The sequence below is a fragment of the Pseudomonas sp. 1D4 genome (assembly GCF_001728925.1).
GTDB lineage: Bacteria > Pseudomonadota > Gammaproteobacteria > Pseudomonadales > Pseudomonadaceae > Metapseudomonas > Metapseudomonas otitidis.
In genome coordinates this window covers 77,779-98,067 of sequence record NZ_LXJQ01000006.1, presented here as the reverse complement: position 1 = coordinate 98,067, position 20,289 = coordinate 77,779, and the positions used below count along the sequence as shown (strand labels likewise).

19 protein-coding genes and 2 pseudogenes are annotated in these 20,289 nt (G+C 68.4%); 6 read left to right on the top strand and 15 right to left on the bottom strand.

Going from position 1 to position 20,289, the window contains the following annotated elements:
• Positions 1 to 16 precede the first annotated feature (16 nt).
• Positions 17 to 1,141, top strand: a complete 1,125-nt coding sequence (locus tag A7D27_RS04990; protein WP_069560712.1) for an agmatine/peptidylarginine deiminase — start codon at positions 17 to 19, stop codon at positions 1,139 to 1,141.
• A 201-nt stretch (positions 1,142 to 1,342) separates the two neighbouring features.
• On the opposite strand, the gene A7D27_RS04985 is transcribed toward A7D27_RS04990, so the two are convergent.
• The 3 genes from A7D27_RS04985 to A7D27_RS04975 are packed head-to-tail and all read right to left on the bottom strand — an operon-like array spanning position 1,343 to position 5,434.
• The gene (locus tag A7D27_RS04985) at positions 1,343 to 2,803 is read right to left on the bottom strand and encodes a PepSY-associated TM helix domain-containing protein (protein WP_069564247.1); all 1,461 of its coding nucleotides are present in this window, start codon (positions 2,801 to 2,803) and stop codon (positions 1,343 to 1,345) included.
• 10 nt (positions 2,804 to 2,813) lie between these two features.
• Positions 2,814 to 4,985: a TonB-dependent siderophore receptor gene (locus A7D27_RS04980; RefSeq protein WP_069560710.1), complete on the bottom strand. Its 2,172-nt coding sequence runs from the start codon at positions 4,983 to 4,985 to the stop codon at positions 2,814 to 2,816.
• 59 nt (positions 4,986 to 5,044) lie between these two features.
• Positions 5,045 to 5,434 (bottom strand): DUF2946 domain-containing protein, encoded by a 390-nt coding sequence (locus A7D27_RS04975; RefSeq protein WP_069560709.1) that lies wholly within the window; start codon positions 5,432 to 5,434, stop codon positions 5,045 to 5,047.
• Between the two features lie 207 nt (positions 5,435 to 5,641).
• Here A7D27_RS04975 and A7D27_RS04970 point away from each other — a divergent pair, with 207 nt between their 5' ends.
• Together A7D27_RS04970 and A7D27_RS04965 are read left to right on the top strand one after the other, a co-directional pair.
• Positions 5,642 to 6,154, top strand: coding sequence for a YcxB family protein (locus tag A7D27_RS04970; protein WP_069560708.1), 513 nt, complete (start codon positions 5,642 to 5,644; stop codon positions 6,152 to 6,154).
• Positions 6,155 to 6,242: 88 nt separating this feature from the next.
• Positions 6,243 to 6,845, top strand: coding sequence for a hypothetical protein (locus A7D27_RS04965; protein WP_069560707.1), 603 nt, complete (start codon positions 6,243 to 6,245; stop codon positions 6,843 to 6,845).
• Positions 6,846 to 6,848: 3 nt separating this feature from the next.
• Here A7D27_RS04965 and A7D27_RS04960 read toward each other — a convergent pair whose 3' ends face one another.
• Both A7D27_RS04960 and A7D27_RS04955 read right to left on the bottom strand, forming a co-directional pair.
• Positions 6,849 to 8,231 carry a bifunctional diguanylate cyclase/phosphodiesterase gene (locus A7D27_RS04960; protein WP_069560706.1) on the bottom strand — a complete coding sequence of 461 codons (1,383 nt, stop codon included), beginning with the start codon at positions 8,229 to 8,231 and terminating at the stop codon, positions 6,849 to 6,851.
• A 209-nt stretch (positions 8,232 to 8,440) separates the two neighbouring features.
• Complete coding sequence (locus A7D27_RS04955; RefSeq protein ID WP_083265528.1) at positions 8,441 to 9,697, bottom strand: OprD family porin; 1,257 nt, start codon at positions 9,695 to 9,697, stop codon at positions 8,441 to 8,443.
• Between the two features lie 405 nt (positions 9,698 to 10,102).
• Here A7D27_RS04955 and A7D27_RS04950 point away from each other — a divergent pair, with 405 nt between their 5' ends.
• Together A7D27_RS04950 and A7D27_RS04945 are read left to right on the top strand one after the other, a co-directional pair.
• Positions 10,103 to 10,879, top strand: a complete 777-nt coding sequence (locus A7D27_RS04950) for an IclR family transcriptional regulator (protein ID WP_069564246.1) — start codon at positions 10,103 to 10,105, stop codon at positions 10,877 to 10,879.
• Between the two features lie 360 nt (positions 10,880 to 11,239).
• The gene (locus A7D27_RS04945; RefSeq protein ID WP_069564245.1) at positions 11,240 to 12,118 is read left to right on the top strand and encodes a DMT family transporter; all 879 of its coding nucleotides are present in this window, start codon (positions 11,240 to 11,242) and stop codon (positions 12,116 to 12,118) included.
• Between the two features lie 76 nt (positions 12,119 to 12,194).
• Here the strand turns inward: A7D27_RS04945 and A7D27_RS28625 are convergent, their stop codons facing one another.
• The 3 genes and pseudogenes from A7D27_RS28625 to A7D27_RS04935 all read right to left on the bottom strand — a co-directional run.
• Positions 12,195 to 12,320, bottom strand: a complete 126-nt coding sequence (locus A7D27_RS28625) for a hypothetical protein (RefSeq protein ID WP_256548326.1) — start codon at positions 12,318 to 12,320, stop codon at positions 12,195 to 12,197.
• Positions 12,321 to 12,352: 32 nt separating this feature from the next.
• A complete protein-coding gene (locus A7D27_RS04940) occupies positions 12,353 to 13,291 on the bottom strand; it encodes a magnesium transporter CorA family protein (protein WP_069564244.1) in 939 nt (312 codons plus the stop codon).
• 4 nt (positions 13,292 to 13,295) lie between these two features.
• Positions 13,296 to 14,204, bottom strand: a pseudogene (locus A7D27_RS04935) (RimK family alpha-L-glutamate ligase); the annotation flags it as partial.
• On the opposite strand from A7D27_RS04935, the pseudogene A7D27_RS26990 reads away from it, so the two are divergent.
• Positions 14,202 to 14,645, top strand: a pseudogene (locus A7D27_RS26990) (peptidase C39 family protein); the annotation flags it as partial. The pseudogenes A7D27_RS04935 and A7D27_RS26990 sit on opposite strands and share 3 nt — an antisense overlap.
• A 3-nt stretch (positions 14,646 to 14,648) precedes the next feature.
• Here A7D27_RS26990 and A7D27_RS28620 read toward each other — a convergent pair.
• The 7 genes from A7D27_RS28620 to A7D27_RS04900 all read right to left on the bottom strand — a co-directional run bounded on the left by A7D27_RS28620 (position 14,649) and on the right by A7D27_RS04900 (position 20,194).
• Positions 14,649 to 15,125: a hypothetical protein gene (locus A7D27_RS28620; RefSeq protein WP_069564243.1), complete on the bottom strand. Its 477-nt coding sequence runs from the start codon at positions 15,123 to 15,125 to the stop codon at positions 14,649 to 14,651.
• 146 nt (positions 15,126 to 15,271) lie between these two features.
• Positions 15,272 to 15,979: an MgtC/SapB family protein gene (locus A7D27_RS04925; protein WP_069560700.1), complete on the bottom strand. Its 708-nt coding sequence runs from the start codon at positions 15,977 to 15,979 to the stop codon at positions 15,272 to 15,274.
• 640 nt (positions 15,980 to 16,619) lie between these two features.
• Entirely contained in the window at positions 16,620 to 16,916 is a 297-nt protein-coding gene (locus A7D27_RS04920) for a cytochrome c5 family protein (RefSeq protein WP_069560682.1), read from the bottom strand.
• A gap of 304 nt (positions 16,917 to 17,220) precedes the next feature.
• The gene (locus A7D27_RS04915) at positions 17,221 to 17,772 is read right to left on the bottom strand and encodes a putative natural product biosynthesis protein (RefSeq protein WP_069564242.1); all 552 of its coding nucleotides are present in this window, start codon (positions 17,770 to 17,772) and stop codon (positions 17,221 to 17,223) included.
• Between the two features lie 85 nt (positions 17,773 to 17,857).
• Positions 17,858 to 18,253 carry a DUF2946 family protein gene (locus A7D27_RS04910; protein ID WP_069564241.1) on the bottom strand — a complete coding sequence of 132 codons (396 nt, stop codon included), beginning with the start codon at positions 18,251 to 18,253 and terminating at the stop codon, positions 17,858 to 17,860.
• Positions 18,254 to 18,316: 63 nt separating this feature from the next.
• Positions 18,317 to 19,729, bottom strand: a complete 1,413-nt coding sequence (locus A7D27_RS04905) for a PepSY domain-containing protein (protein ID WP_069564240.1) — start codon at positions 19,727 to 19,729, stop codon at positions 18,317 to 18,319.
• 84 nt (positions 19,730 to 19,813) lie between these two features.
• Complete coding sequence (locus A7D27_RS04900; protein WP_256557145.1) at positions 19,814 to 20,194, bottom strand: DUF2946 family protein; 381 nt, start codon at positions 20,192 to 20,194, stop codon at positions 19,814 to 19,816.
• Between the last annotated feature and the right edge of the window lie 95 nt (positions 20,195 to 20,289).

Here is a 20,289-nt window from a genome sequence, read left to right as displayed (position 1 = left end):
GAACGGAGCACGTGCAATGACGACACGACGCGATTTCATGAAACACATGATGCTGGCCAGCGGGCTCGGTGCAGCGGCCACCCTGGGCCTGGGGTTCGGCGCGGCGCGGGTGCCGGCGGCGCTGGCCGCCAGCTGGTACATGCCCGGCGAGCACCACCGCCAGGAGCGGGTGATCATCGCCTACGCCGCATCCCCCGCCATCTGGGAGGACTGGGCCGGCGCGGTGAACGCCACCCTGGGCAAGCTGGCCCGCACCATTGCCAAGTACCAGCCGGTCACCGTGCTGCACCGCCCCGGCCAACTGGCCCAGGCGCGCAGTGCCTGCGGCACGGTCAACGTCGAGTACCTGCCGGTGGCGCTGGATGACGTGTGGGTGCGCGACTACGGCGGCTGCTTCGTGACGGACGGTGCCGGCGGCCTGGGGCTGGTGGACTTCAACTTCAACGGTTGGGGGCGCAAGCAGGCGGCCGGCAATGACACCCACGTCGCCGACCTTCTCAGCGAGGAGATGGAGGCCAGCTACCTGCGCAGCGCGCTGGTGGGCGAGGGCGGCGGTATCGAAGTGGACGGCGCCGGCACGGCGATCCTCACCGAGAGCTGCTGGATCAACGGCAACCGCAACCCGGGGCTGGGCAAGGCACAGATCGAGGCGGAGCTGAAGGCCAACCTCGGGCTGCGCAAGATCATCTGGCTGCCCGGCATCAAGGACAAGGACATCACCGACGCCCACGTGGACTTCTACGCGCGCTTCGTGGAGCCGGGCGTGGTCATCGCCAACCTGGACAACGATCCCAAGTCCTACGACTACGCGGTGACCCGCCGCCACCTGGAGATCCTCAAGGCGGCCACCGACGCCGATGGCCGTCGCCTGGTGGTGCACACGCTGCCGCCGCCGCTGAAGGTGCGCAGCAATGCGTACACCCGGGGCAACCCGGACTTCGCCCCTGGCTACATCAACTTCCTGCTGCTCAACGGTGCGGTGATCGCCCCGCAGTTCGGCGATGCGGCGGCGGACGCCTACTGCAAGTCGCTGCTGACCCGGCTCTACCCGGGGCGGGTGGTGGAGCAGTTGAACATCGACCCGATCGCCGCCGGGGGTGGTGGCATCCACTGCGTGACCAAGCATCTGCCACAGGTCTGAGGGCAGGTGCAACCCGGCGTGATGGCCGGGTGCTACCCACAGAAACGGTGGATGACGCTGTGGATAAGCGGTTGACCGACGACCTCGGCGCCCGGCAGGCGGGGCCTGTGCCGGGCTGGTGGTTTTATGAACGGTGGGTGTGCACAAGATTGCTGGGCGGGAAGCCCGTGCGCGCCGGGTTGCACCGGCGCGCACGGTGTTTCAGCGCTTGCGCTGCCGTGGGCGCAAGCGGCGCCAGCCGATCACCACGCCGCTGAGGCAGATCGCCAGGCCACCGAGGCTGAAGCCGATGACCAGCGCCTCGCGCAGCAGGGGCCGCTCCAGCAGCGGGGGCCAGTCCCAGCTGTGCAGCAGGTTGAATAGCCAGCGGCCGGCCCGGCGGTTGCCGTCCAGCACATCCAGCACCGCGCCGGTGTGCGGGTCCAGGTGGACCCAACTGTGGCCGTCGTCCTCGAACTGGAGTCGTAGCATCGGCAGGCGGCGGGGCTGGCCGCCGTACATGCTGGCATCACCGCGGGCGTAGTAGTACGCGTCGTAGTGCTGCAGCCATTCGGCGTGGGCCACCGGGATCGGCGCGGCCGCTTCCAGGGTGGCCTGGGGCAGCCGTTCCAGCGCCGCGCCGGTGCCGTCCTGGGGCAGCACGCGGCTGTTGCCCTGGGCATCCAGCGCGCTGAGGTAGGCGTGCCCGCCGAGCATCCGCCATTCCAGCTCCACCGGCGCCAGGCCCGATTGCTCCAGGCGCTGCAGGGCGTCCGCCAGGTCGCCTTGCAGTGTCGCCGCGCTGAGCGGAGCGCCCTGGAAGACTGCTGGCGTCAAGGCCGAGCGGCCTTCGGTGAGGTGCCAGGGGCGCATGGACATCAGCCCGCTGAAGACCCACAGCACCAGCAGGGTGCCGAACAGCAGCCCGCTGATGTGGTGCCAGCGACCGAACCCCGAGGGGTAGGGCGAGCGCGAGCCGCTGCGGTAGGGCTTGGAGAAGCGCCAGCGCAGCAGCCCGACCACCATGCCCAGCAGGGCCATCAGCGTGGCGGCGAGGGCGAGGTAGATGACGATGTTCGACCAGGCGCCATCCAGCCACCCGCCGCGCAGCGGGTACAGCCAGTGCAGCCAGGCCCCGAGCAGGTTCCAGGCCCGTTCGTGGGCGCTGGCGTCGCGCACCACTTCACCGGTGCGCGAGGACAGGTAGAGCTGGGTGCCGGCGGCATCGCGCAGTTGCACGCGGTGCAGGGGCCGGTCCCCGTCCAGGGCACGGCTGTGGCTCCAGAGGTCTTCGTCGACCAGCCCGAGGTGGCCCGCCTCGGCGCCGCCGAAGTGCCGGGCGATGCCCAGCGCTTCGGCGGAACCGACCCCGTCCAGCACCTGGCCGCTGCGGGCGTCCACCGCGCGGTTGCCGCTGGCGTAGCCGAGCAGGTAGCGCGGCTCACCCGCCACCTGGGCCAGGCGCAGGCTGCGCGGCGGCTCGCCGCCGGCCGCCTGCAGGGCCTGGGCCGGCGATACGCAGCCGGCACAGGCCAGCGGGGCCTGGTGCTGCAGGCGCTCGGCCTGGGTCAGCTTGGGGTAGCCGACGTAGAGCATGACGATGCCGGAGACGAACCACAGCGCCATGAACAGGCACAGCGCGATGCCCAGCCAGCGGTGCCAGAGGTAGAGGTGGCGTTTCATCACGGCCGCCTCAGAAACGCAGGTCCAGCGCTACTTCGAGGCTGCGCGGTTCACCCAGGTAGTACTGCGCGTTGCTCTGGTGGATGAAGCGCGCGTAGACCTCGTCGGTCAGGTTGCGCAGCCGCGCGCTGACCTTGGTGTTGGCGTCCAGTTGATGCTCCACGAAGGCGCCGTAGAGGGTGTAGGAGGGCACCCACTGGGTGTTGGCGTTGTTGGCGTACACCGCCGAGACGTAGCGCGCGTCCACGCCGGTGCGCCAGCCTTGTACCGGCTCCCAGGTGAGCCAGAGGTTGGCCAGGCGGTCGGGGATGTTCACCGGGGTCTTGCCCTTGCGCGAGACGTTGACGCCGCCGACGGTCTCGTTGAAGTCGTCGAAGCGGGCGTCCACCCAGGCGACGTTGCCTTCCAGGGTCCACTGCGGGGTGAAGCGGTAGGAGGCCGCCAGTTCCACGCCGTCGGAGGTCTGCTGGCCGGCCTGGACGGTGCCGTTGGGGTTGTTGACGTCGCTGATGGGGAAGTCCTTGCGGACGATCCGGTAGGCGGCGACGGTGGCGCTGCCACGGCCTTCGTCGAAGTCCAGCTTGCTGCCCACTTCCAGTTGCTTGCCGGTGCTCAGGTCGTAGTCGCGCACCTGGGTGAAGGAGGCGCCGGTGAGGGTGCCGCCCGGCGGCTCGGCCGAGGTGCTGTATTGCACGTAGAGGTTGGCGTCGGAGGTGAACTGCCAGACCAGCCCGGCACGCCCGGTGATGGCGTCCCAGCGGCGCTCGAAGGAGGACGGCGCGTTGGCGCTGACGGTGCCGTGGTTGGTGGCGTCCAGCTCGATGTGGTCGTAGCGCAGGGCGGTGATCAGCGAGAAGCTGTCGGTCAACTGCTGGCGGTTTTCGGCGAAGCCGGAGGTGGTGCGCACCTCGTTGCTGCGGGCCTTGACCAGCCCGCTGGCCATGCCGGGGATCTCGTCGAAGCTGCCGGGGTTTGGGTTGCCGGGGGTGACGATGTCGACGGTGCCGCTGCTGGAGCGCGGGTAGACGCTCTGCTGGTTGACGCTGTAGTCGAGGCCGAAGGCCCAGTCGCTGACGCGGCCGAACAGCTCGCCCTTGTGCAGCAGCTCCAGGCGGTTGCCGTTGAGCTCCTGGTCGTGGCGCTGCAGGTAGGCGCCGCTGCGGACGATGTTGCCGGCGGCGTTGTACTTGTAGACCTCGAGGTTGCGGTAATCGCGCTGGCCTTCGTAGTGGTAGAAGGTGTTGCGCAGGCTGGTGGCGTCATCCACCTGGTAGTCGGTGATGGAGCGCAGCCAGCGGGTGCGCTGCTCGTAGCGGCCGTCGTCGACGTTGTAGTTGCTGAAGCGGTCGTGGCGGTCGATCTTCAGCTCGCCGGTGCGGTTGGCGTTGAGCGTCGGTGCGCCCCAGTAGGGGCTGTCTTCCTTCTCTTCCAGGTACTCCACCGCCAGGGTGTGGGAGAGGCGGTCGGTGAGGTCGCTGAGCAGGGAGAAGGCGACGTTGCTGGCGCCGCGCTCCTGGCGGTCGATGTAGCCGTTGCTGTCGTTGCGGCTGAAGTCCAGGCGCGCGTAATGACGCGGGCCGGGGCCATCGTTGAGGGCGCGGTTGATGCCGATGGAGGTTTCCCGGTCATCGAAGCGGGCGTAGCGGATGCGCGCTTCGCCGCTGTCCTCGCGGCTGGCCAGGCGGGTGATGTAGTTGAGGCTGCCGCCCACCGAGCCGCTGCCGTGGAGGAAGGAGGAGGGGCCGCCGACCAGCTCGACGCGGTCGTAGATCCAGGCGTCCACCGGGCGGTTGGCGGCGCTGTACTGCAGGCTGATGCCGTTGAACAGCTGGTTGACCTGGGCGCCGTTGAAGCCGCGGTAGGCGACGTAGCCACCCCAGCCGGGCGGGGCGGAGGCGTTGACGCCGGGCAGGGCGTTGGCCACGTCGAGGAAGTTGCGCGCGCCGATGCGGTCGATCTTCTCGCGGTCGGCCACCGCCACCGAGGCGGGGTTCTCCCGCAGGCTCAGGCCCAGGCGCGAGGTGCCGGGGGATTGGCTGTCCAGGTCCAGGCCGGGTTGCTTCTCGGCGTCGGCGTTGACGGTGCTGGTGGGCAGTTCGAGGGCGTCGTGCTTCTTTTCAGCGGCGTAGGCGAGGTTGCAGGCGCAGATCGCCAGCGCCAGGCAGGTGTACTTCGGGGTCATGGAGACTCTTTCCTTGCAAGCGTGCAGCAGCGAGCCGGCGCGTCAGGCGCCGGGGCGGTTCAGGCGGGCAGGAAAAGGGCAGGGGAGGCGCGGGGATTGAGCGAGGGCCAGCGCTCGCGGGGCGGTGGCTGGGGGTGCTGGTTGGCGTCGAGGGTGACGCCGCGCGGGGCAATGCCCAGGTCGAGCTGCCAGGCGTCGCTGTTCAGTGCGACGGCGGCGGCGTAGGACGAGCACAGCGGGCAGGTGAACTGCATCGGCGCGTGGTCGCTGCCGTTGTCGTCGAGGCCGTCGGAGGCATCGTGACCGAGGCTGCAGTAGCCGCCGTCGAGACCGCTGAGCTCCAGGCCGCTCATCTGGCCATGGTGCAACCCGCAGGCGAACAGGCTGAACAGGACGCTCGCGTAGAGCAGCCAGGCGGTCAGTGTCCGGGTCGAGGGGGCGGGTTTCATGGGCGGCGACTTTATCAGTCGGCGGTGCTGGCGCGATACGGACGTGTCCGAAATTTCCCTGCCAAATGAAAGGCTTGGCCCTTTGCTTCATGGGGTGAAAGCGAGGCTGCGACCATTCGGGGCCTGCAGGTGTTCTGTGCGGGTCGTCATCACTGGATGGTCGCCGCTCCGTTATGCTGCGCGACCGATCACCGCAGGGCACCCCGGATGAGCGAGCCGACCCTCACCCCTTATCGCATCAGCGAGCAGGACTACCTGCGCAGCAGCCGCCTTGGCGGACGCTTGCGCACGCGCCACCGCAACCTGCTGCTGGCAGGTGTTTTCGTGCTGGTCGCCATGGCGTTGTATTCGCTGAAGGTCGGTGATCGGGCGACGGCCTATCCCCTGGTGGCCGGCATCGGTGGCGGGGGGCTGGTCGCGCTGGCCTTGCGCCTGCTGGTGCAACCCATGCTGATGCGCCGGCAGTACCGCCGCTACGCGCTGATGAAGCAGGAGCAGCGGGTTGGCTTCGCACCCGAAGGGCTGCACTTCCAGTCCGCCGTGGGCGAGGCGGTGGTCCATTGGGCCAACTTCCATGGCTGGCGGGAGAACGAGGCGTTCCTGGTGCTGTTCATCGCGCCCCGGGTCTTCTACGTGCTGCCCAAGCGGATCGCCGAGGCGGGCTTCCCCCTGGAGGCGCTGCGCAACGCCTTGGCTCGGGAAGTGGGGCCGTCCTGCTGAGGCGTGTTCGGGAATGGGGCCTGTGCACGGCCCTGCCGGGCCACTTGTGGGTAGAGTGGCCGTCCCTCGACATCACCACGGAAGGTCCATGAGCACGCCACGCATTCGCCTCTTCGCGGACAACGTCCATTTCGTCGACACCGATTTCCGACGCCCGCAACCCCTGGGCCCCGTCAACAGCACGCTGGGCAAGCTCATCCTCGCCGTGATCCTGGGCATGCTCGGGCTGTTCGTGCTGGGCTTATGGAGTGATCAGGAGTGGCTGGTGGCCCTGGGGCTGCTGGGTGCCGTGGTGGTGCCGCTCGTCATGCTGGGGGTGAGCAGTTGGCTGCACCCGCCGGCGCGCGAAGAGGCCTACTTTGACGCCGAGGGCCTGTTGCTGAAGCTTGTGCCGGCACGCGAGTCGGAGCCGGGGCGGGAGGTGCGTATCCCTTTCGCGACCCTGCAGGACCTGGTGATGGAGTCCAAGGTCAACCGCGAGGGCAGCCGCATCCACCAGTGGCGCCAGTACCGCATCCGCACCCATCAGGAAGGGGAGCGCCCCCACGTGATGATCAACACCTTCCGCCCGCTGCACCTGGTGCTCCAGGACCTGGAACGGATCAGCCAATTACCCGGTGCGGCTGAACTGCCGATACGCCTCGAACTGCCCCGGGACCAGCATGACGCGCTGATGCAGGTGGAGCGCTGAGGGTCAGCCGGCGGCGTCGGCCTGCCGCGCAGCGCGTTCGCTGACGAAGGCCTGGAACGCCTGCAGCGGCAGCGGGCGGCTGAACAGGTAGCCCTGGAACTGCAGGCAGCCGTTGTCGGCGAGAAAGCGCTGCTGCGCCTGGGTCTCCACGCCCTCGGCGATCACGCTCATGCCCATGCTCTGGCCCAGGGCGATGACGGTGCGCACGATGGTTTCGCTGCTGCTGTCGGTGAGCACGTCGCAGACGAAGGAGCGGTCGATCTTCAGCTTGTCCAGGGGCAGGCGCTTGAGGTGGCTGAGGGACGAGAAGCCGGTGCCGAAATCGTCGAGGGTGAAGCGCACGCCGTGTTCCACCAGGGCGGCCATCTTCCGCGACAGGTCCTCCATGTCCTGCACGATCAGGGTCTCGGTCAGCTCCAGTTCCAGGTTGCGCGCCTCGATTCCCGACTGCTGGATCAGCCCCAGCACGTCGTTGACGAAGGTGGCCTGGCGGAACTGGTTCTGGCTGATGTTCACCGCCAGGCGCAGCTCGCGGAACAGCGGGTTGGCCTTCCAGGTGGCCAGTTGGGCACAGGTTTCGTGCAACACCCACTGGCCGATGGGGATGATCAGCCCGGTCTTCTCGGCGTGGTCGATGAACTCGCCGGGCGCCAGCAGGCCGCGTTGCGGGTGCAGCCAGCGGATCAGCACCTCGGCGCCGAGCACGCGCCCCTGGATGTCCAGTTGCGGCTGGTAGTGCAGCACGAACTGCTGCTCCCGCAGGGCCGTGCGCAGGTCGCGGTCCAGCTCGGAGCGCTCGGCCGCATCGGTCTGCAGGATGTGCAGCAGCAGAAACAGCATCACCGCGGCGGCGATGCTCTGCACCCAGGAACCGACCACGCGCAGTTCGTCCGGCAGGCCGTAGCCCAGGCCCGGGCTCCAGGTGGTGGAGGCCATGAAGGTGAACAGCGCCAGGCAGAACAGCGAGACGCCATAGCGCAGCCACATCGGCTCGTCGCGGAAGGCCATCAGCGCGGCCACCGACACCGGCAGCAGGTAGAGATGGGACGCCCGTGGGGCAGCCGGGCTGGGCTCGTCCAGCACCAGGGTGGAAATGCTGATGACCACCACCAGCACGGCGAACAGCAGGAGGTTGGCGCTGCGCGCACGGTTGCGCAGGGTCAGGGCCAGCACGCCGAGCCCGCAGAGCACCAGCAGCAGGTCCATCGCCACGATCAGCCAGGCGCCACGCACCGCGAACACGACGCCCCAGAGCCCACCGATCACTAGCATCACCAGGCTGGCCAGCATCCGCATGCGCCGCTCGCGGCGTTGGCCGATCAAGGCCAGGTCGTGGGCAAGCCACAGCTGCTTCAGGCGTTTGAAAAAAGGCTGGGACGCGGGCATCGGCGGCTGAATACCTGGAGGGTCGGTATTCATTCTTGAGGAGGTTTGGCCGTTTGCAACCCGACGGCAAGCGAAACGGCAGCCTGTGTCGTGGATGGACAAGGGGAGCACGGCGTTCCGGGGTGCCGGTGCCAGGTGGGTGAGGGAGGGGTGCACAACAAGAACAAGGCCCGCCAAGGCGGGCCCGAGGTCCAGCGAGGGATGGTGTGTCAGAGCAGCGAGAGCGGGTAGCTCACGATCACACGGTTCTCGTCGAAGCGGTTGGTGTTGCCCCAGTCGCGGCGCTGGCTGGAGTTGCGCCATTTGACGGACAGGTTCTTCAAGGTGCCGGACTGGATGATGTACGCCAGCTCGCTCTCGCGACCCCATTCCTTGCCATCGGTCACGCTGCCGACATGGACGTTGCTGCCGTGGATGTAGCGGTTCATCAGGGTCAGGCCGGGCGCGCCGAGGGTGGCGAAATTGAAGTCGTGGCGCAGCTGCCAGGAACGCTCCCTGGCGTTGTCGTAGCTGGAGTTGTAGCTGTCGTTGGCCAGGGTGCCGCCGCTGGTGCCGTTGACGCGCATCCAGGCGTTGTCGCCGCTGAGCTTCTGCAGGCCCAGGTAGAAGGTGCTGCTGCCGTACTTGGCGGAGAGCAGGGCGGACCAGGTGCGGTTGTCGAGGTCGCCGGCCCGGGCGGAGCCGTCTTCCCGGCCGGTGAAGTAGCTGAGGTTGGCGCCCAGGGTCCAGTCGCCCAGAGGCTGGTTGTGCGCCACCTGCAGGTAGTTCTGGCGGTAGATGTCCTGCAGCTCGGCGTACCAGAGCCCGACCAGGGTGCGGTGCTCGTTGAAGCTGTATTCGCCGCCGGCGAAGCTGAAGCGGTCGGAGGTGAAGGCCGCCTTACCCATCAGGGACAGGTCTTCCATGCTGGCGTCGTTGCGCGGGCTGTTGCCGCGGAACTGGCCGCCGTAGAGGGTCAGCCCGGTGATCTCCCGGGAGGTCACCTGGGCGCCCTGGAAGGTCTGCGGCAGCGAGCGGCCATCGTCGGCGCGCAGGATCGGCAGCACCGGCATCCACTCGCCCACCTTCAGCTCGGTGTTGGCGGCCTTTAGCTTGCCGGCCACCGCCAGGCGGCCGAAGTCGTCGGCCGGGCGGCCGTCGTCGTGCACCGGCAGCAGTTGGGTGCCACGGGTGCCCTTGCCGCCATCGAGCTTGAGGGCGTACAGCCCGAGCACGTCGACCCCGAAGCCGACGGTGCCCTGGGTGAAGCCGGACTTGGCGTCGAGGATGAAGCCCTGGGTCCATTCCTCGGCCTGGTCCTGGGTGCTGGTGCCGACGAAATTGCGGTTCATATAGAAGTTGCGCAGGTTGAGCGTGGCGGTGCTGCCGTCGATGAATCCCGGGTTCTCGGCAGACTGGGCGGCCTGGCTGGCGAGGGCGCTGGCCAGGAGGGTGGTATGCAGGGCGTGGCGATGAGTGAGGGGCATGGTGGCCTCTGTCTTGTTGTTGTCGGGGCGCAGAACGCCCTTCGCGGCGTTGGCGAATGGGCGATGGGCGTGGAGCGGGTGATCAGGCCGGGCGCGGGCAGTGCAGTGCCGGGCAGGCGGCAGCGGGCTGGCGATCAGGGGCGCGAAGGCGTGGGAGGAAGCAGGTGGGGTGCATCGGGAGGACCTTTCTTGTCGTTATTGGGGTCGCCGGCGTCAGGGCCGGGCCTGGGCCGATAGTGGTTGCAGGCTGGGCGCCGTTCAATTCGTCGAAGGCGCTTGTGTTCGGTCAGCGAACGCAAAGTAACTGCTTCGTACATTTCTACGTAACGCTGCAGGTGTGTTCCAGGTTTCAGCATGGGGGCCGTGTCTTCTAGAATCGCCGTACCCGCATCCAGGACCCACGCCATGGCCGGTAGCCAGATCGAACGCGCCTTCAGTCTCCTTGAACGTCTCACCTCCGATCCCCAGGGGTTGGCGCTGCAGGCCCTCTCCGATGAGCTGCAGATCCCCAAGAGCGCAACCCACCGCATGCTGGCCGAGCTGATCCGCCTCGGCTACGTGCGGCAGAACCCCGACAACAGCCGTTACCAACTGTCCACGCGGCTGGTGGCCATGGCCTTCCGCCACCTGGCCAGCAGCGGGGCGGACATTGTCCAGCCGATCCTCGACCGCCTGGCCCGGGAGAGCGCCGAACTGGTGCGCCTGGGCGTGACCGAGGGCGGCCGGCTGACCTGGATCGCCAAGTCCCAGGGGGCTCGCTCCGGCCTGCGCTACGACCCGGACATGGGGCGGGACGCGCCGCTGTACTGCACCGCCTCGGGGCACGCCTGGCTGGCGGCCCTGAGCGACGCCGAGGCGCTGGCCCTGGTGGAGCGCCAGGGCATCGTCGACCCGGCCGGCTTCGGCCCCAACGCGCCGCGCTCGAACATCGAGCTGCTGGAGCGCCTGCGCTGCGCCCGTGAGCGCGGTTATGCCTGGGTGGTGGAAAGCTCCGCCGTGGGCATGTCGGCGATGGCCGCCGTGGTGCGCCACCCGGTCAATGGCCACGTCATCGGCGTGCTCAGCGTGGCCGGCCCGAGCGCCCGCCTGCCGGAAGTACGCATGCACGAATTGGCGCCGTACCTGCTGGCCGCTGCCGGTGAGTTGGCGGACGCGAGCCAGGCTTCCGAGCTGTTCATGTGAGGTCTCCTGCGTGTGCTGCCCGCTTCCGTAGATGGCTGTGGGGCTATTGCGTGAAAATGGAATTACGTTCTAAATATCGCGAATTCATTTTTGGAACACCTTTCAGCGAGGCGTGCGTGCTCACTCATTTCCCTGGCGACGGGTTGCACAGCCGGTTGTTCATGCGTGCCAGCTGACACCTTTCCGGCCGGAAGCTGCCCATGCCCGAGCGGGCTTGCTCCCTGGCCGACTTGAGGTTGCTGGGCGTTCTCCATTTCGGCTGTTGCGCCGCGCGTCCTGGCGAACCAGGCATCGGCGCGAACCCTGGCGCTGCTGGCCGGTCTCTGATCCATCGGCCTTTGCGCCGGTTCTCGAGGTTTCATGAGCGATCCGATTTCAACCGCTGTCAGCCAGCCCTTGCGCGGTGTGGCGCTGGTCCTGCTGGCGACCTTCCTGTTCGCCGGGCACGACGCGCTGTCCAAGCACCTGGGGGGTCTGTACCCGGTGGTGATGGTGGTGTGGGCGCGCTACCTGGTGCACAGCCTGCTGATGGCCGGGCTGTTCCTGCCCCGCGCCGGCCTGCGCGGGCTGCGCACCCAGCGACCGGTGCTGCAGGTGCTGCGGGCGCTGAGCCTGCTGAGCACCAGCCTGCTGTTCACCACCGGCCTGCAGTTCGTGCCGCTGGCTGAGGCCACCGCGGTGAACTTCCTGGCGCCGATCCTGGTGACGGCGCTTTCGGCACCGCTGCTGAAGGAACGGGTCAGCGCCGGTCAGTGGCTGGCGGTGGCGATGGGCTTCGTCGGCGTGGTGGTGATCGTGCACCCGGGCGGGGCGCTGTTCACCCCGGCGATCCTCTTCCCGCTGGGGTCGGCCCTGGGCTTCTGCGCTTATCAGTTGCTGACGCGCATCCTCTCGGCCCACGACAGCCCCACCACCAGCAACTTCCTCGCGGGGGTGTGCAACACCCTGGTGATGAGCCTGCTGGTGCCGTTCTTCTGGCAGGTGCCGAGCCTGTTCGACGGCTTGCTGCTGGTGGCCCTGGGCACGCTGGGCATGGCGGCGCACCTGTTCCTGACCCAGGCCTTCCGCCATGCGCCGGCAGCCTTGCTGGCGCCCTTCGGTTATTGCCAGATCGTGTTCGCCGGGCTGCTGGGCTACCTGCTGTATGCCCACGCGCCGGACCTGACCACTCTGGTGGGCATCGGCATCGTCTGCCTGAGTGGACTGGGGGCGGCCTGGCTGCAGCGCAGCCGCGGCTGAAGGTGGGGAGTGGAGCGTGCACAGCCTCGGGAAGGCCTGTGCGTGAAGGGGAAGCGGGGGCCGAGGCCCCCGCCGGTCAGTGTCCCGGGTCCTCCTCGTCCCGTTGCCCGCGCGGGCCGCGCAGGTGGTCGAAATAGAAGAGTACGAGGCCGAAGGCGACGATGATCGCCGAGACGGCCAGACCGAGATGAGCGTTCTGCATCATGGATTCCGTTTCCAATGGGTGCGGTGGGCTCAGGGCTGGTGGCGAGGGTGCGCCATTCGCCTGAGAAAGGCCAGCATGACGCCGCTCAGGAGGAGCATCCCGAACAGCAGGAGGGGGTAGGCGATCCACCAGGGCGCGCCGGCGGTCATCATGCTGAATTCCGACATGCCGCCGATGCTGGCCACCAGGTTGAGCGGCAGGAACACCACGTTGATCAGCGTCAGCTTGCGCAGCATGTCGTTGATGCCGTGGTTGGCCAGGCTGCCCCGTGCGTCCATCAGCGCGGCGAACACCGTGGAGTAGATCCGCGCCTGCTTGTAGCACTGCTCGTTCTCGATGATCAGGTCGTCCAGGGTCGCCAGGGCTGCCGCATCCAGTTGGTACTCGGTGGCGTGGTTGCGCAGGCGTACCAGTACGGTGGCGTTGCTCTGGATGGCGTTGAGGTAGTGGATGAGGCTTTCGCTGAGGTTGACCATCTGCATCAGGTGGCTGTTGTCCAGCGAGCGGTTGAAGCGGGCCTGCAGCTCGCGGGCCACCAGCTTGATGACCCGCAGGTGGCCGAGGTAGTGGTGGACGCTGCTGAACAGCATGTCCAGCAGCACGTCGCGTGGGCAGTTCAGGGCTCCACGCTGGCCGACCCCTTGCAGCAGCGAATCGCCGGCGGCGATCACCAGCAGCCGCGTCGGCTCCAGCAGCATGCCGAAGGCGCTCACTTCGAAGACCATGCCGTCCTGCCCGGTGCAGCGCTCCGGGCGCTTCCAGATCAGGAACAGCCGCTCGCCGTGGAATTCGATGCGCGACACCTCGTCGGGGTCCAGGGCCGAGTCCAGCGCGTGCTGGTCCAGTTGCCAGGTGCTGCGCAGGTGCTCGCGTTCGCCGGCATCGGGGTCGACGCACAGCAGCACGCTGGCGTCCGCTTCGGTGGTGCGCTGCAGGCGGCCGTCGCCCAGGCGGTAGGCATCGAGCATGGGCTCACCAGGCCTGGCCGCGACGGCGGAGGTCGAGGCGGCGGATGAACTCCTCCAGCACCAGAGCGTAGAGGTCGTCCTGCAGGTAGGCGTCCTCGATGCCGGCGTCCAGGTTGGGGTTGTCGTTCACCTCGATCACCACCACGCGGTCGCCGGCCTGCTTCAGGTCCACCCCGTAGAGGCCATCGCCGATCAGCCCGGCGGCCTGCAGGGCCAGGTCAACCACGGCACGGGGCGCCTCGTGCACCGGCAGGGTGCGGCACTCGCCGTTGATGTCGGCGCCCTTGGCCTTGTGGTTGTAGATCTGCCAGTGGCCTTTGGACATGAAGTACTGGCAGGCATACAGCGGCTTGCGGTTGAGGACGCCGATGCGCCAGTCGTACTCGGTGTAGCAGTACTCCTGGGCGAGCAGCAGCACCGAGTGCTCGAACAGCTCGCCGGCCGCGCGGCGCAGCTCGGCGGCGGAGGTCACCTTGATCACCCCGCGGGAGAAGCAGCCGTCGGGAATCTTCAGCACCAGGGGGAAGCCCAGGCGCTCGCCGACCTGCTCGATCTCGCCGAGCCGTTCGCGGTAGAGAATCTCGGTGGCGGGCATGCCCAGCCCGTGGCTGGCCAGCAGGTCGGCCAGGTAGACCTTGTTGGTGCAGCGCAGGATGGAGCTGGGGTCGTCCATCACCACCAGCCCTTCGCTCTCGGCCTTGCGGGCGAAGCGGTAGGTGTGGCTGTCGACGCTGGTGGTCTCGCGGATCAGCAGGGCGTCGTACTCGGCGAGCCGTGCATAGTCCTTGCGGCCGATCAGGTCCACGGCGATGCCCAGGCGCTCGCCCACCTCGACGAAGCGCTGCAGGGCCAGTGGGTTGGACGGCGGCAGCGCTTCGCCCGGGTCATGCAGGATGGCCAGGTCGTAACGGGCCTGGCCCTGGCGGCCTGGCGACGGGGCTTTCGGGTGCGCTTGCAGGTGAGCCGGCGTGGGCCACTGTTTCTCGAAGGCGTGCGCAGCGAGGACAAGCGCGCGGTGATGCGCTTGGTGCACGAGGTGTTTCTCGATGCCCTGGCCGGCACCGACGTGGAGCAGGTGGAGGCGCCCTGGGCGGAACTGGACGGCGGTCTGCGGGCCGGCGGGGTGCTGCTGGTGTTGATCAGCAGCTACCGGCTGACCCGTTCCAAGTCGCCGCACTGGGTGGTAGTCACCGGGTGCGACGAGGATTTCGTCTACCTGCATGACCCCGATGTCGACCACAGCCGGCAGCCCCTGGATTGCCAGCACCTGCCGGTGAGCCGGGAGGCGTTCGCCCGCATGAGCGCCTTCGGCCGCCACAAGCTGCGGGCTTCGGTGACGTTGTTCCGCCGCGAGGGCTCAGTCGCCGCAGAAGCGCAGCCGGGTGACGCGGTAGTCGATCATGCTGCTGTGGGCCTGCATGGTCTGCAGCCACTGTTCGGCCACGTCTCGGCGGGTGAAGGCGCCCATGGAGGCGACCCGCTTCCAGGTGCGCTCCTCCCGCAGGCGTGACTCCAGGACGAAGACCGCCTCCAGGCCGTGGTCCTGGTACCAGGGCAGCGCCGCTTCGCGGTCGTCGGGCCGTTGCTGCAGTCGCTGGACCTGGGCTTCGAGGGCTTCCAGCTGGCGTTGCGCTTCGGCCAGGGCGGTCTGGGCCTGGTCGCGCTCCTGGCGGAGGAACTCGGTGAGCCGGCTGCTGGCGTGGTCGTCCCGTGCCTGGCGCTCGCGCTGTTCAGCCTGGCGCTGGCGCCAGGCACGCTGGCGTTCGGCGTTGCTCTGGGCCTGGCCGTTGCAGGGGCGCCCGCGCTTGCGCGGCGGAGGGGCGGTCGTGCTCATGGGGAAGTTCCGGGGGGCGTCGGAGGCTGATTATCGTTACGTAACAAAAACCTGCAAGTCCTTGATGATCCCGTCATTCAGGGTGTTTGGCGTGTTTAGCGTTACGTAACGAATAATCTGAGCAAACGGGTACTGATCATGAGCGGCTATTCCTCCGTTGCCAGGTCGTGAAGCCGCCAGCGCACCGAGCTGACGCCTTTCTCCAGGCTCACCCGGCTGACCAGGCGCTCCAGTTGGGTGGTGGTGCCGGGTTTGCCGAGCAGTTCGGCGCGTACTTCCAGGCGCCCGGGTGTGGTCTGGTCCTGGCTGTGCAGCGATTGAAGGCGCAGGCTGCCGCCCTCCAGGTCATGCAGCATCAGGCTGCGCACCTGAATCTCGTCTTCGGCGCGGCAGACGATGTCGACGCTGTAGCGTTGTTCAACTTCGCTGCCGGGCAGGGTGTCCAGGTGGTTCAGGCGCTGGGCGATGTCACGCAGCAGGATGTTGGCGCAGAGCACTGCCAGGGTGCCGAGAGCGGCTTCCAGCAGCAGGCCCATGCTGCACAGCACGCCAATGGCGGCGGTGCACCAGAGGGTTGCGGCGGTGTTCAGGCCGCGCACGTTGAGGCCGTCGCGCATGATCACGCCGCCCCCGAGGAAGCCGATGCCGGAGACCACGTAGGCGGCGATGCGCGAGGCATCGCCGGCCATGCCCGGTACGCCCTGGCTCATCAGCACGAACAGGCAGGCGCCGGTGCTCACCAGGGCATTGGTGCGCAGGCCGGTAAGGCGCTGGCGCAGTTGACGCTCGGCGCCGATCAGCGCGCCGAGTGCGAGTGCTGCGGCGACCCGCAGCAGGAAGACTTTCCAATCCATGTTCCACCTCATGTCCGGCCGTGGGGCCGGGGTGTGTGCCGGATGACCGGCGCTGAAGGGGCGTGGATTGCACAGGCAGGCATCACCGTCGCGCAGGCAGCGCGTCGATGAACGTCGAGGAGGGGGCGTGTCGGGCCGCCGTCCGCTGAAGGCAGCGAGACGGCGGCAGGGGAAACCGCTGGACGTGCTCGCTGTTCAGCCCTGTCGCAATCGACCGGGGCAACTGTCCAAGGGGTTCTCCTGTTACTGGGGAAGGGGCGGGCGGAATCTACGCGCGTCCCGGGATGAGGTCAAACGCGCCAGGCGATCCGTTCAGTCAGCGTTCAGTCATGCGCTTGCAGGCATCCGCGAAACGTTGTAGCGGGGCCCTCCCAAAGAGCTACAGGCGCGCAGGAAGGGGCTGACTGGCTGTGTGTCGCTGCGGGCCACCGAACATCGCCTGCCAGGTGGACGTCACCGGCCAGGCCAAGCAGGCCGTGCACAGTCTCACCGAGCAGGGCACCACGATTCGGATCGTTTCGCGAGTCAACGCTGCTGACCGAGAAAGCCTCCAAGCCGCGCTCGGGAGCTGGCGGACACTGACGGGGCGGAGGTAGGGAAGCGGCACCCTGGAAAAGGCGCCGCGAAGGGCATTACCGGCTTACTTGCTCATCCACTCGATGACGGCCTTGTAGTCCTCGGCCGAGCAGTCCATGCACAGGCCGCGCGGTGGCATGGCGTTGAAGCCTTCGGTGACATGCTTGACCAGGGTGTCGTTGCCCTGGGCCAGGCGCGGGGCCCAGGCAGCGTGGTCGCCTTTCTTCGGCGCCTGGGGCAGTTGGCCGTTGTGGCACATGGCGCAGGCACGGTTAAACACGGCTTCCGGGTCCTGGGCGGCTTGGGCGGTCTGGATGGCGCCCAGGGACAGCAGGCCGAAAGCGAGCAGGATGGCTTTCATCGGGGATTCCTCATCGTGGGTGTTGTTATCGGATCACGGTGGCGTCTGCCGGGCGCTATCTTGCCGGGCCCGACAGCCTGAAAAAAAGACCCTCCCGTGCGGGAGGGTCGTCATCGACGGTGTCGATTCGAGGGGGGCCCCGAACCCAACCGTGGAAGCCCTGCCAAGGACAACTCCAGGTTCGGGGCCCCGCCATCCTAGTGGGGGCGTGAAAACCCCCTCAACTGCGACGGCCTGCCGCAGCCGGGTACCTGGCAGGCGCCGTTACACACCGGACAGGTACCTGCGGCAGGCTGTCGCAGGTTCAATCGTGGATCCTCAGCCAGCGGCGGAAGCTGCCGATGCCGCCGCGCCCCAGGGGCGACCAGGCGAAGTCGAAGCGTGCCGGCGGCAGCACCTGGATATCGGCGTCGCTGCCGACGGCGTTGCCTTCCTTCCATTCCACGGTGGTCATGGGGAAGGCGCTGCACGCCAGGAGGATGCCCTGGGCCTCGCTGGGGTCGCTGTTGATCCAGCGTGCCGCTGCCGCGGAGAGCAGGCTCTCCACATGGGCGGCCTTCACCTGGGGGGCGTACCCGGACTGCAGCAGCCAGCGGCAGAAGCTGATGTGGAAGGTCCAGTCCTGCGCTGGCTGGTGGCGGTAGGCCCAGACCATGAAGGCGCGGAACAGCCCCACGCCCTCCGGCGGATCGAGCTTGAGCAGCACCGGGCAGAGGTCGAACAGCATGTGCCAGTACGGCAGCAGCCGCGTGTCCAGCGCAATGAACGACCGCGCATTGCTGGGGTAGTCGGGAAAGGGTTGCTCGCCACCCGCGCGGCGGGTGGAGAGGGTGGACCTGAGTTTGGGTGAACGCATCGCTCACGCTCCTTGTCATCGCGGGCCTCTTGGCCCGTCTAACCCTGGGTTCGGCCGGTGTTGCAGGCCGGCCGGTGACGGACGATCAGGAAATGACCGGCGGCGCCCGGGAGCGGGAGGAGGGGAAGTGCAGGGCGGCAAGCGCCGCCAGGGGCTGGCCCGAGCACACCGGCGTACCGGGGTGGGCGCAGGGCAGCGGCTGCCAGAGCGGGCCGGTGGCCGCCGGGGAGTTGAGCAGCAGCGAGCAGTAGCCGCAGGCGTCCAGCACCGTCAGCGCGGGGGCTTCGGGCGCCTTGGGTTGCAGCGCAAGGGGCGCCGGGCCCGGGCTGGCCTGGACGCCGCCGGCGTGGCAGGCCAGCGCCTGCAGCCAGCTCCAGTCCTGCGCAGGGGCCTGCAGGCGGGCCACCAGCGGCCCCAGCACGATGAGCGCCAGGGCCAGCAGCCCGAGGTGCGCGCCCAGCCGGCGCAGGCGCGCGTTCATCGACGTTCGCCTTCGTACGGGTATCGGGCCGTCTGCATGAGTACACGCGTCAACGTGCGGACCTCAGTCTGCCGCAGCGTCGGCATGGGCCAGGGGGCGCAGCAGCCGGACCACCCGGTCCAGCAGCCACACGACCACCAGCGACGCCCCCACCAGCGGGAAGGCCACGGCCAGCACCAGCATCACGCCGATGGCCGTCTTCCAGCGCGGCAGGTCATGGCGCAGCGGCGGCACACCGAGGCGGCCGGCCGGGCGGCGCTTCCACCAGAGCACCAGGCCGCTGACCGAGCTGAACAGGATCAGCAGGCACACGGCCGCCATCAGCAGTTGGTTGGGCAGGCCGAACAGCTTGCCTTCGTGGAGCATCACCCCGGTCTCGACGGTGCGCGCCACCGGGCCGTAGTCGGCCCAGCGCACGTCTGCCAGCACCTCGCCGCTGTACTGGTCCAGGTGCAGGGTGGCGTCGTTGCGCGGGTCGTCGGCGAACACCGAGACGCTGAACACGCCCTCGGCGCCCTTGGGGAAGCTGATGCTGTAGCCCGGCGTCACCTGGCGTTCGCGGGCGGTGTCCACCACCTGCTGCAGGGGGATGCGCGACCCACTGGCCGGCGCCTGCTCGCCACCGTGGACGTGGTGCGCGGCATGCGGGTCGGAGGCGGGCAGGGGCGTGGTCTCCACCGCCCAGGGCACGGTCTGGCGATGGGCCTCGTTGAGGCTGGCCGCCGCCTGGCCAGACTTCGGCACGTCCTCCCACATGGCTGCCGGGAAGTGGTTCCAGGCGCCGGCGAACTGGGCGCCCCAGAAGCCGGTCCAGGTCATCCCGGTCATCAGCATGAACAGCAGCAACAGCGAGCCCCAGAACCCGGTCACGCCGTGCAGGTCCCGCCACAGCAGGCGCCCGCGTGCCGAGAGGCGCGGCCACAACACACCGGCACCGCCGCTGCCCCGTGGCCACCAGAGGTAGAGCCCGGAGATCACCAGCACGATGCCCCAGCCAGCGGCCAGTTCGATCAGGCGATCACCCAGCGGGCCGATCAGCAGGTCGCCGTGCAGCTTGCGTGCGGCGGCCTGGAGGTTCCACAGCGCATCCTGGGTGCCCAGCACCCGGCCGCTGTACGGGTCGATGAAGAGGTTCAGCTCGCGGCCCTGCTCGGTGATCACGAACTGCCCGCTCCAGCCTTCTGCCACCGGCGGCAGGTACTGGCTGACCACCCCCTGCGGATGGGCAGCCTGCGCCCGCTGCAGCAGGGTATCGGCGCTGAGCGGCTGGCCGGCTGTCGGCACGCGCAGCAGGTCGGCGTACATCGCCTGGTCCAGTTGCGGCTTGAACAGGTAGATCAGCCCGGTGATGGACAGCAGGATCATGAACGGGATGACGAACAGGCCGGCATAGAAATGCCAGCGCCAGGCCAGGGTGTAGAACGCCGGGCGGGCAGCGGTCGCCGGCTGGGCCGGCGCAGGGGTACGGGTGGTCATCTTCGGGCCTCCAGGCCACGACTTGCCGGACAGGCCGGCACAAACGGTTCGCAGGGGCAAGCGACGGCCAGTGAGGCCGATGGGTCAGGCGAACAGCGGGGAGGCGCGAGGGTTGGCGAGCACCCAGGCTCGCCGGAGCGGATGACGGTGGGCCGATTCGGGCACGGGCCAGTGACGGCTGGGTGCCAACAGGGCGAGCAGGCCGAAGAAGGCCGCGAGGAGGAGGGCGCCGAAGCTGGAGCTCAGCACGCAACCCGAGTCGGAGGCCAGGTTGCCGCTGGCCACGCCCGAGTCGCCAAGGCCCTTGCCGCTGCCGCTGGCATCGTCCAGGGAGCAGAACTGCCCATCGATGCCGCTCAGGGCGAGGCCGGCCATCTGCCCGTGACCCACCGCGCAGGCGAGCGTGCCGAACAGGACGCTGAAATACAGCATCCAGGCGATCAGCGAGCGATGTCGGCGGGCCATGTTCATCACGTCGGTCCGGGTAGGTTCAGGTCGGGCTGGGTGGCAATGCTAGCAGAGTGTCGCCGTTGCGAAACAGCGGGCCGCGCATGAATCGA

Bases quoted from the DNA above. Each gene is read 5' to 3' on its own strand.
- A7D27_RS04990 (WP_069560712.1), top strand. From the start codon at position 17: ATGACGACACGACGCGATTTCATGAAACACATGATGCTGGCCAGCGGG.
- A7D27_RS04985 (WP_069564247.1), bottom strand. From the start codon at position 2,803: ATGAAACGCCACCTCTACCTCTGGCACCGCTGGCTGGGCATCGCGCTG.
- A7D27_RS04980 (WP_069560710.1), bottom strand. From the start codon at position 4,985: ATGACCCCGAAGTACACCTGCCTGGCGCTGGCGATCTGCGCCTGCAAC.
- A7D27_RS04975 (WP_069560709.1), bottom strand. From the start codon at position 5,434: ATGAAACCCGCCCCCTCGACCCGGACACTGACCGCCTGGCTGCTCTAC.
- A7D27_RS04970 (WP_069560708.1), top strand. From the start codon at position 5,642: ATGAGCGAGCCGACCCTCACCCCTTATCGCATCAGCGAGCAGGACTAC.
- A7D27_RS04965 (WP_069560707.1), top strand. From the start codon at position 6,243: ATGAGCACGCCACGCATTCGCCTCTTCGCGGACAACGTCCATTTCGTC.
- A7D27_RS04960 (WP_069560706.1), bottom strand. From the start codon at position 8,231: ATGCCCGCGTCCCAGCCTTTTTTCAAACGCCTGAAGCAGCTGTGGCTT.
- A7D27_RS04955 (WP_083265528.1), bottom strand. From the start codon at position 9,697: ATGCCCCTCACTCATCGCCACGCCCTGCATACCACCCTCCTGGCCAGC.
- A7D27_RS04950 (WP_069564246.1), top strand. From the start codon at position 10,103: ATGGCCGGTAGCCAGATCGAACGCGCCTTCAGTCTCCTTGAACGTCTC.
- A7D27_RS04945 (WP_069564245.1), top strand. From the start codon at position 11,240: ATGAGCGATCCGATTTCAACCGCTGTCAGCCAGCCCTTGCGCGGTGTG.
- A7D27_RS28625 (WP_256548326.1), bottom strand. From the start codon at position 12,320: ATGCAGAACGCTCATCTCGGTCTGGCCGTCTCGGCGATCATCGTCGCC.
- A7D27_RS04940 (WP_069564244.1), bottom strand. From the start codon at position 13,291: ATGCTCGATGCCTACCGCCTGGGCGACGGCCGCCTGCAGCGCACCACC.
- A7D27_RS28620 (WP_069564243.1), bottom strand. From the start codon at position 15,125: ATGAGCACGACCGCCCCTCCGCCGCGCAAGCGCGGGCGCCCCTGCAAC.
- A7D27_RS04925 (WP_069560700.1), bottom strand. From the start codon at position 15,979: ATGGATTGGAAAGTCTTCCTGCTGCGGGTCGCCGCAGCACTCGCACTC.
- A7D27_RS04920 (WP_069560682.1), bottom strand. From the start codon at position 16,916: ATGAAAGCCATCCTGCTCGCTTTCGGCCTGCTGTCCCTGGGCGCCATC.
- A7D27_RS04915 (WP_069564242.1), bottom strand. From the start codon at position 17,772: ATGCGTTCACCCAAACTCAGGTCCACCCTCTCCACCCGCCGCGCGGGT.
- A7D27_RS04910 (WP_069564241.1), bottom strand. From the start codon at position 18,253: ATGAACGCGCGCCTGCGCCGGCTGGGCGCGCACCTCGGGCTGCTGGCC.
- A7D27_RS04905 (WP_069564240.1), bottom strand. From the start codon at position 19,729: ATGACCACCCGTACCCCTGCGCCGGCCCAGCCGGCGACCGCTGCCCGC.
- A7D27_RS04900 (WP_256557145.1), bottom strand. From the start codon at position 20,194: ATGGCCCGCCGACATCGCTCGCTGATCGCCTGGATGCTGTATTTCAGC.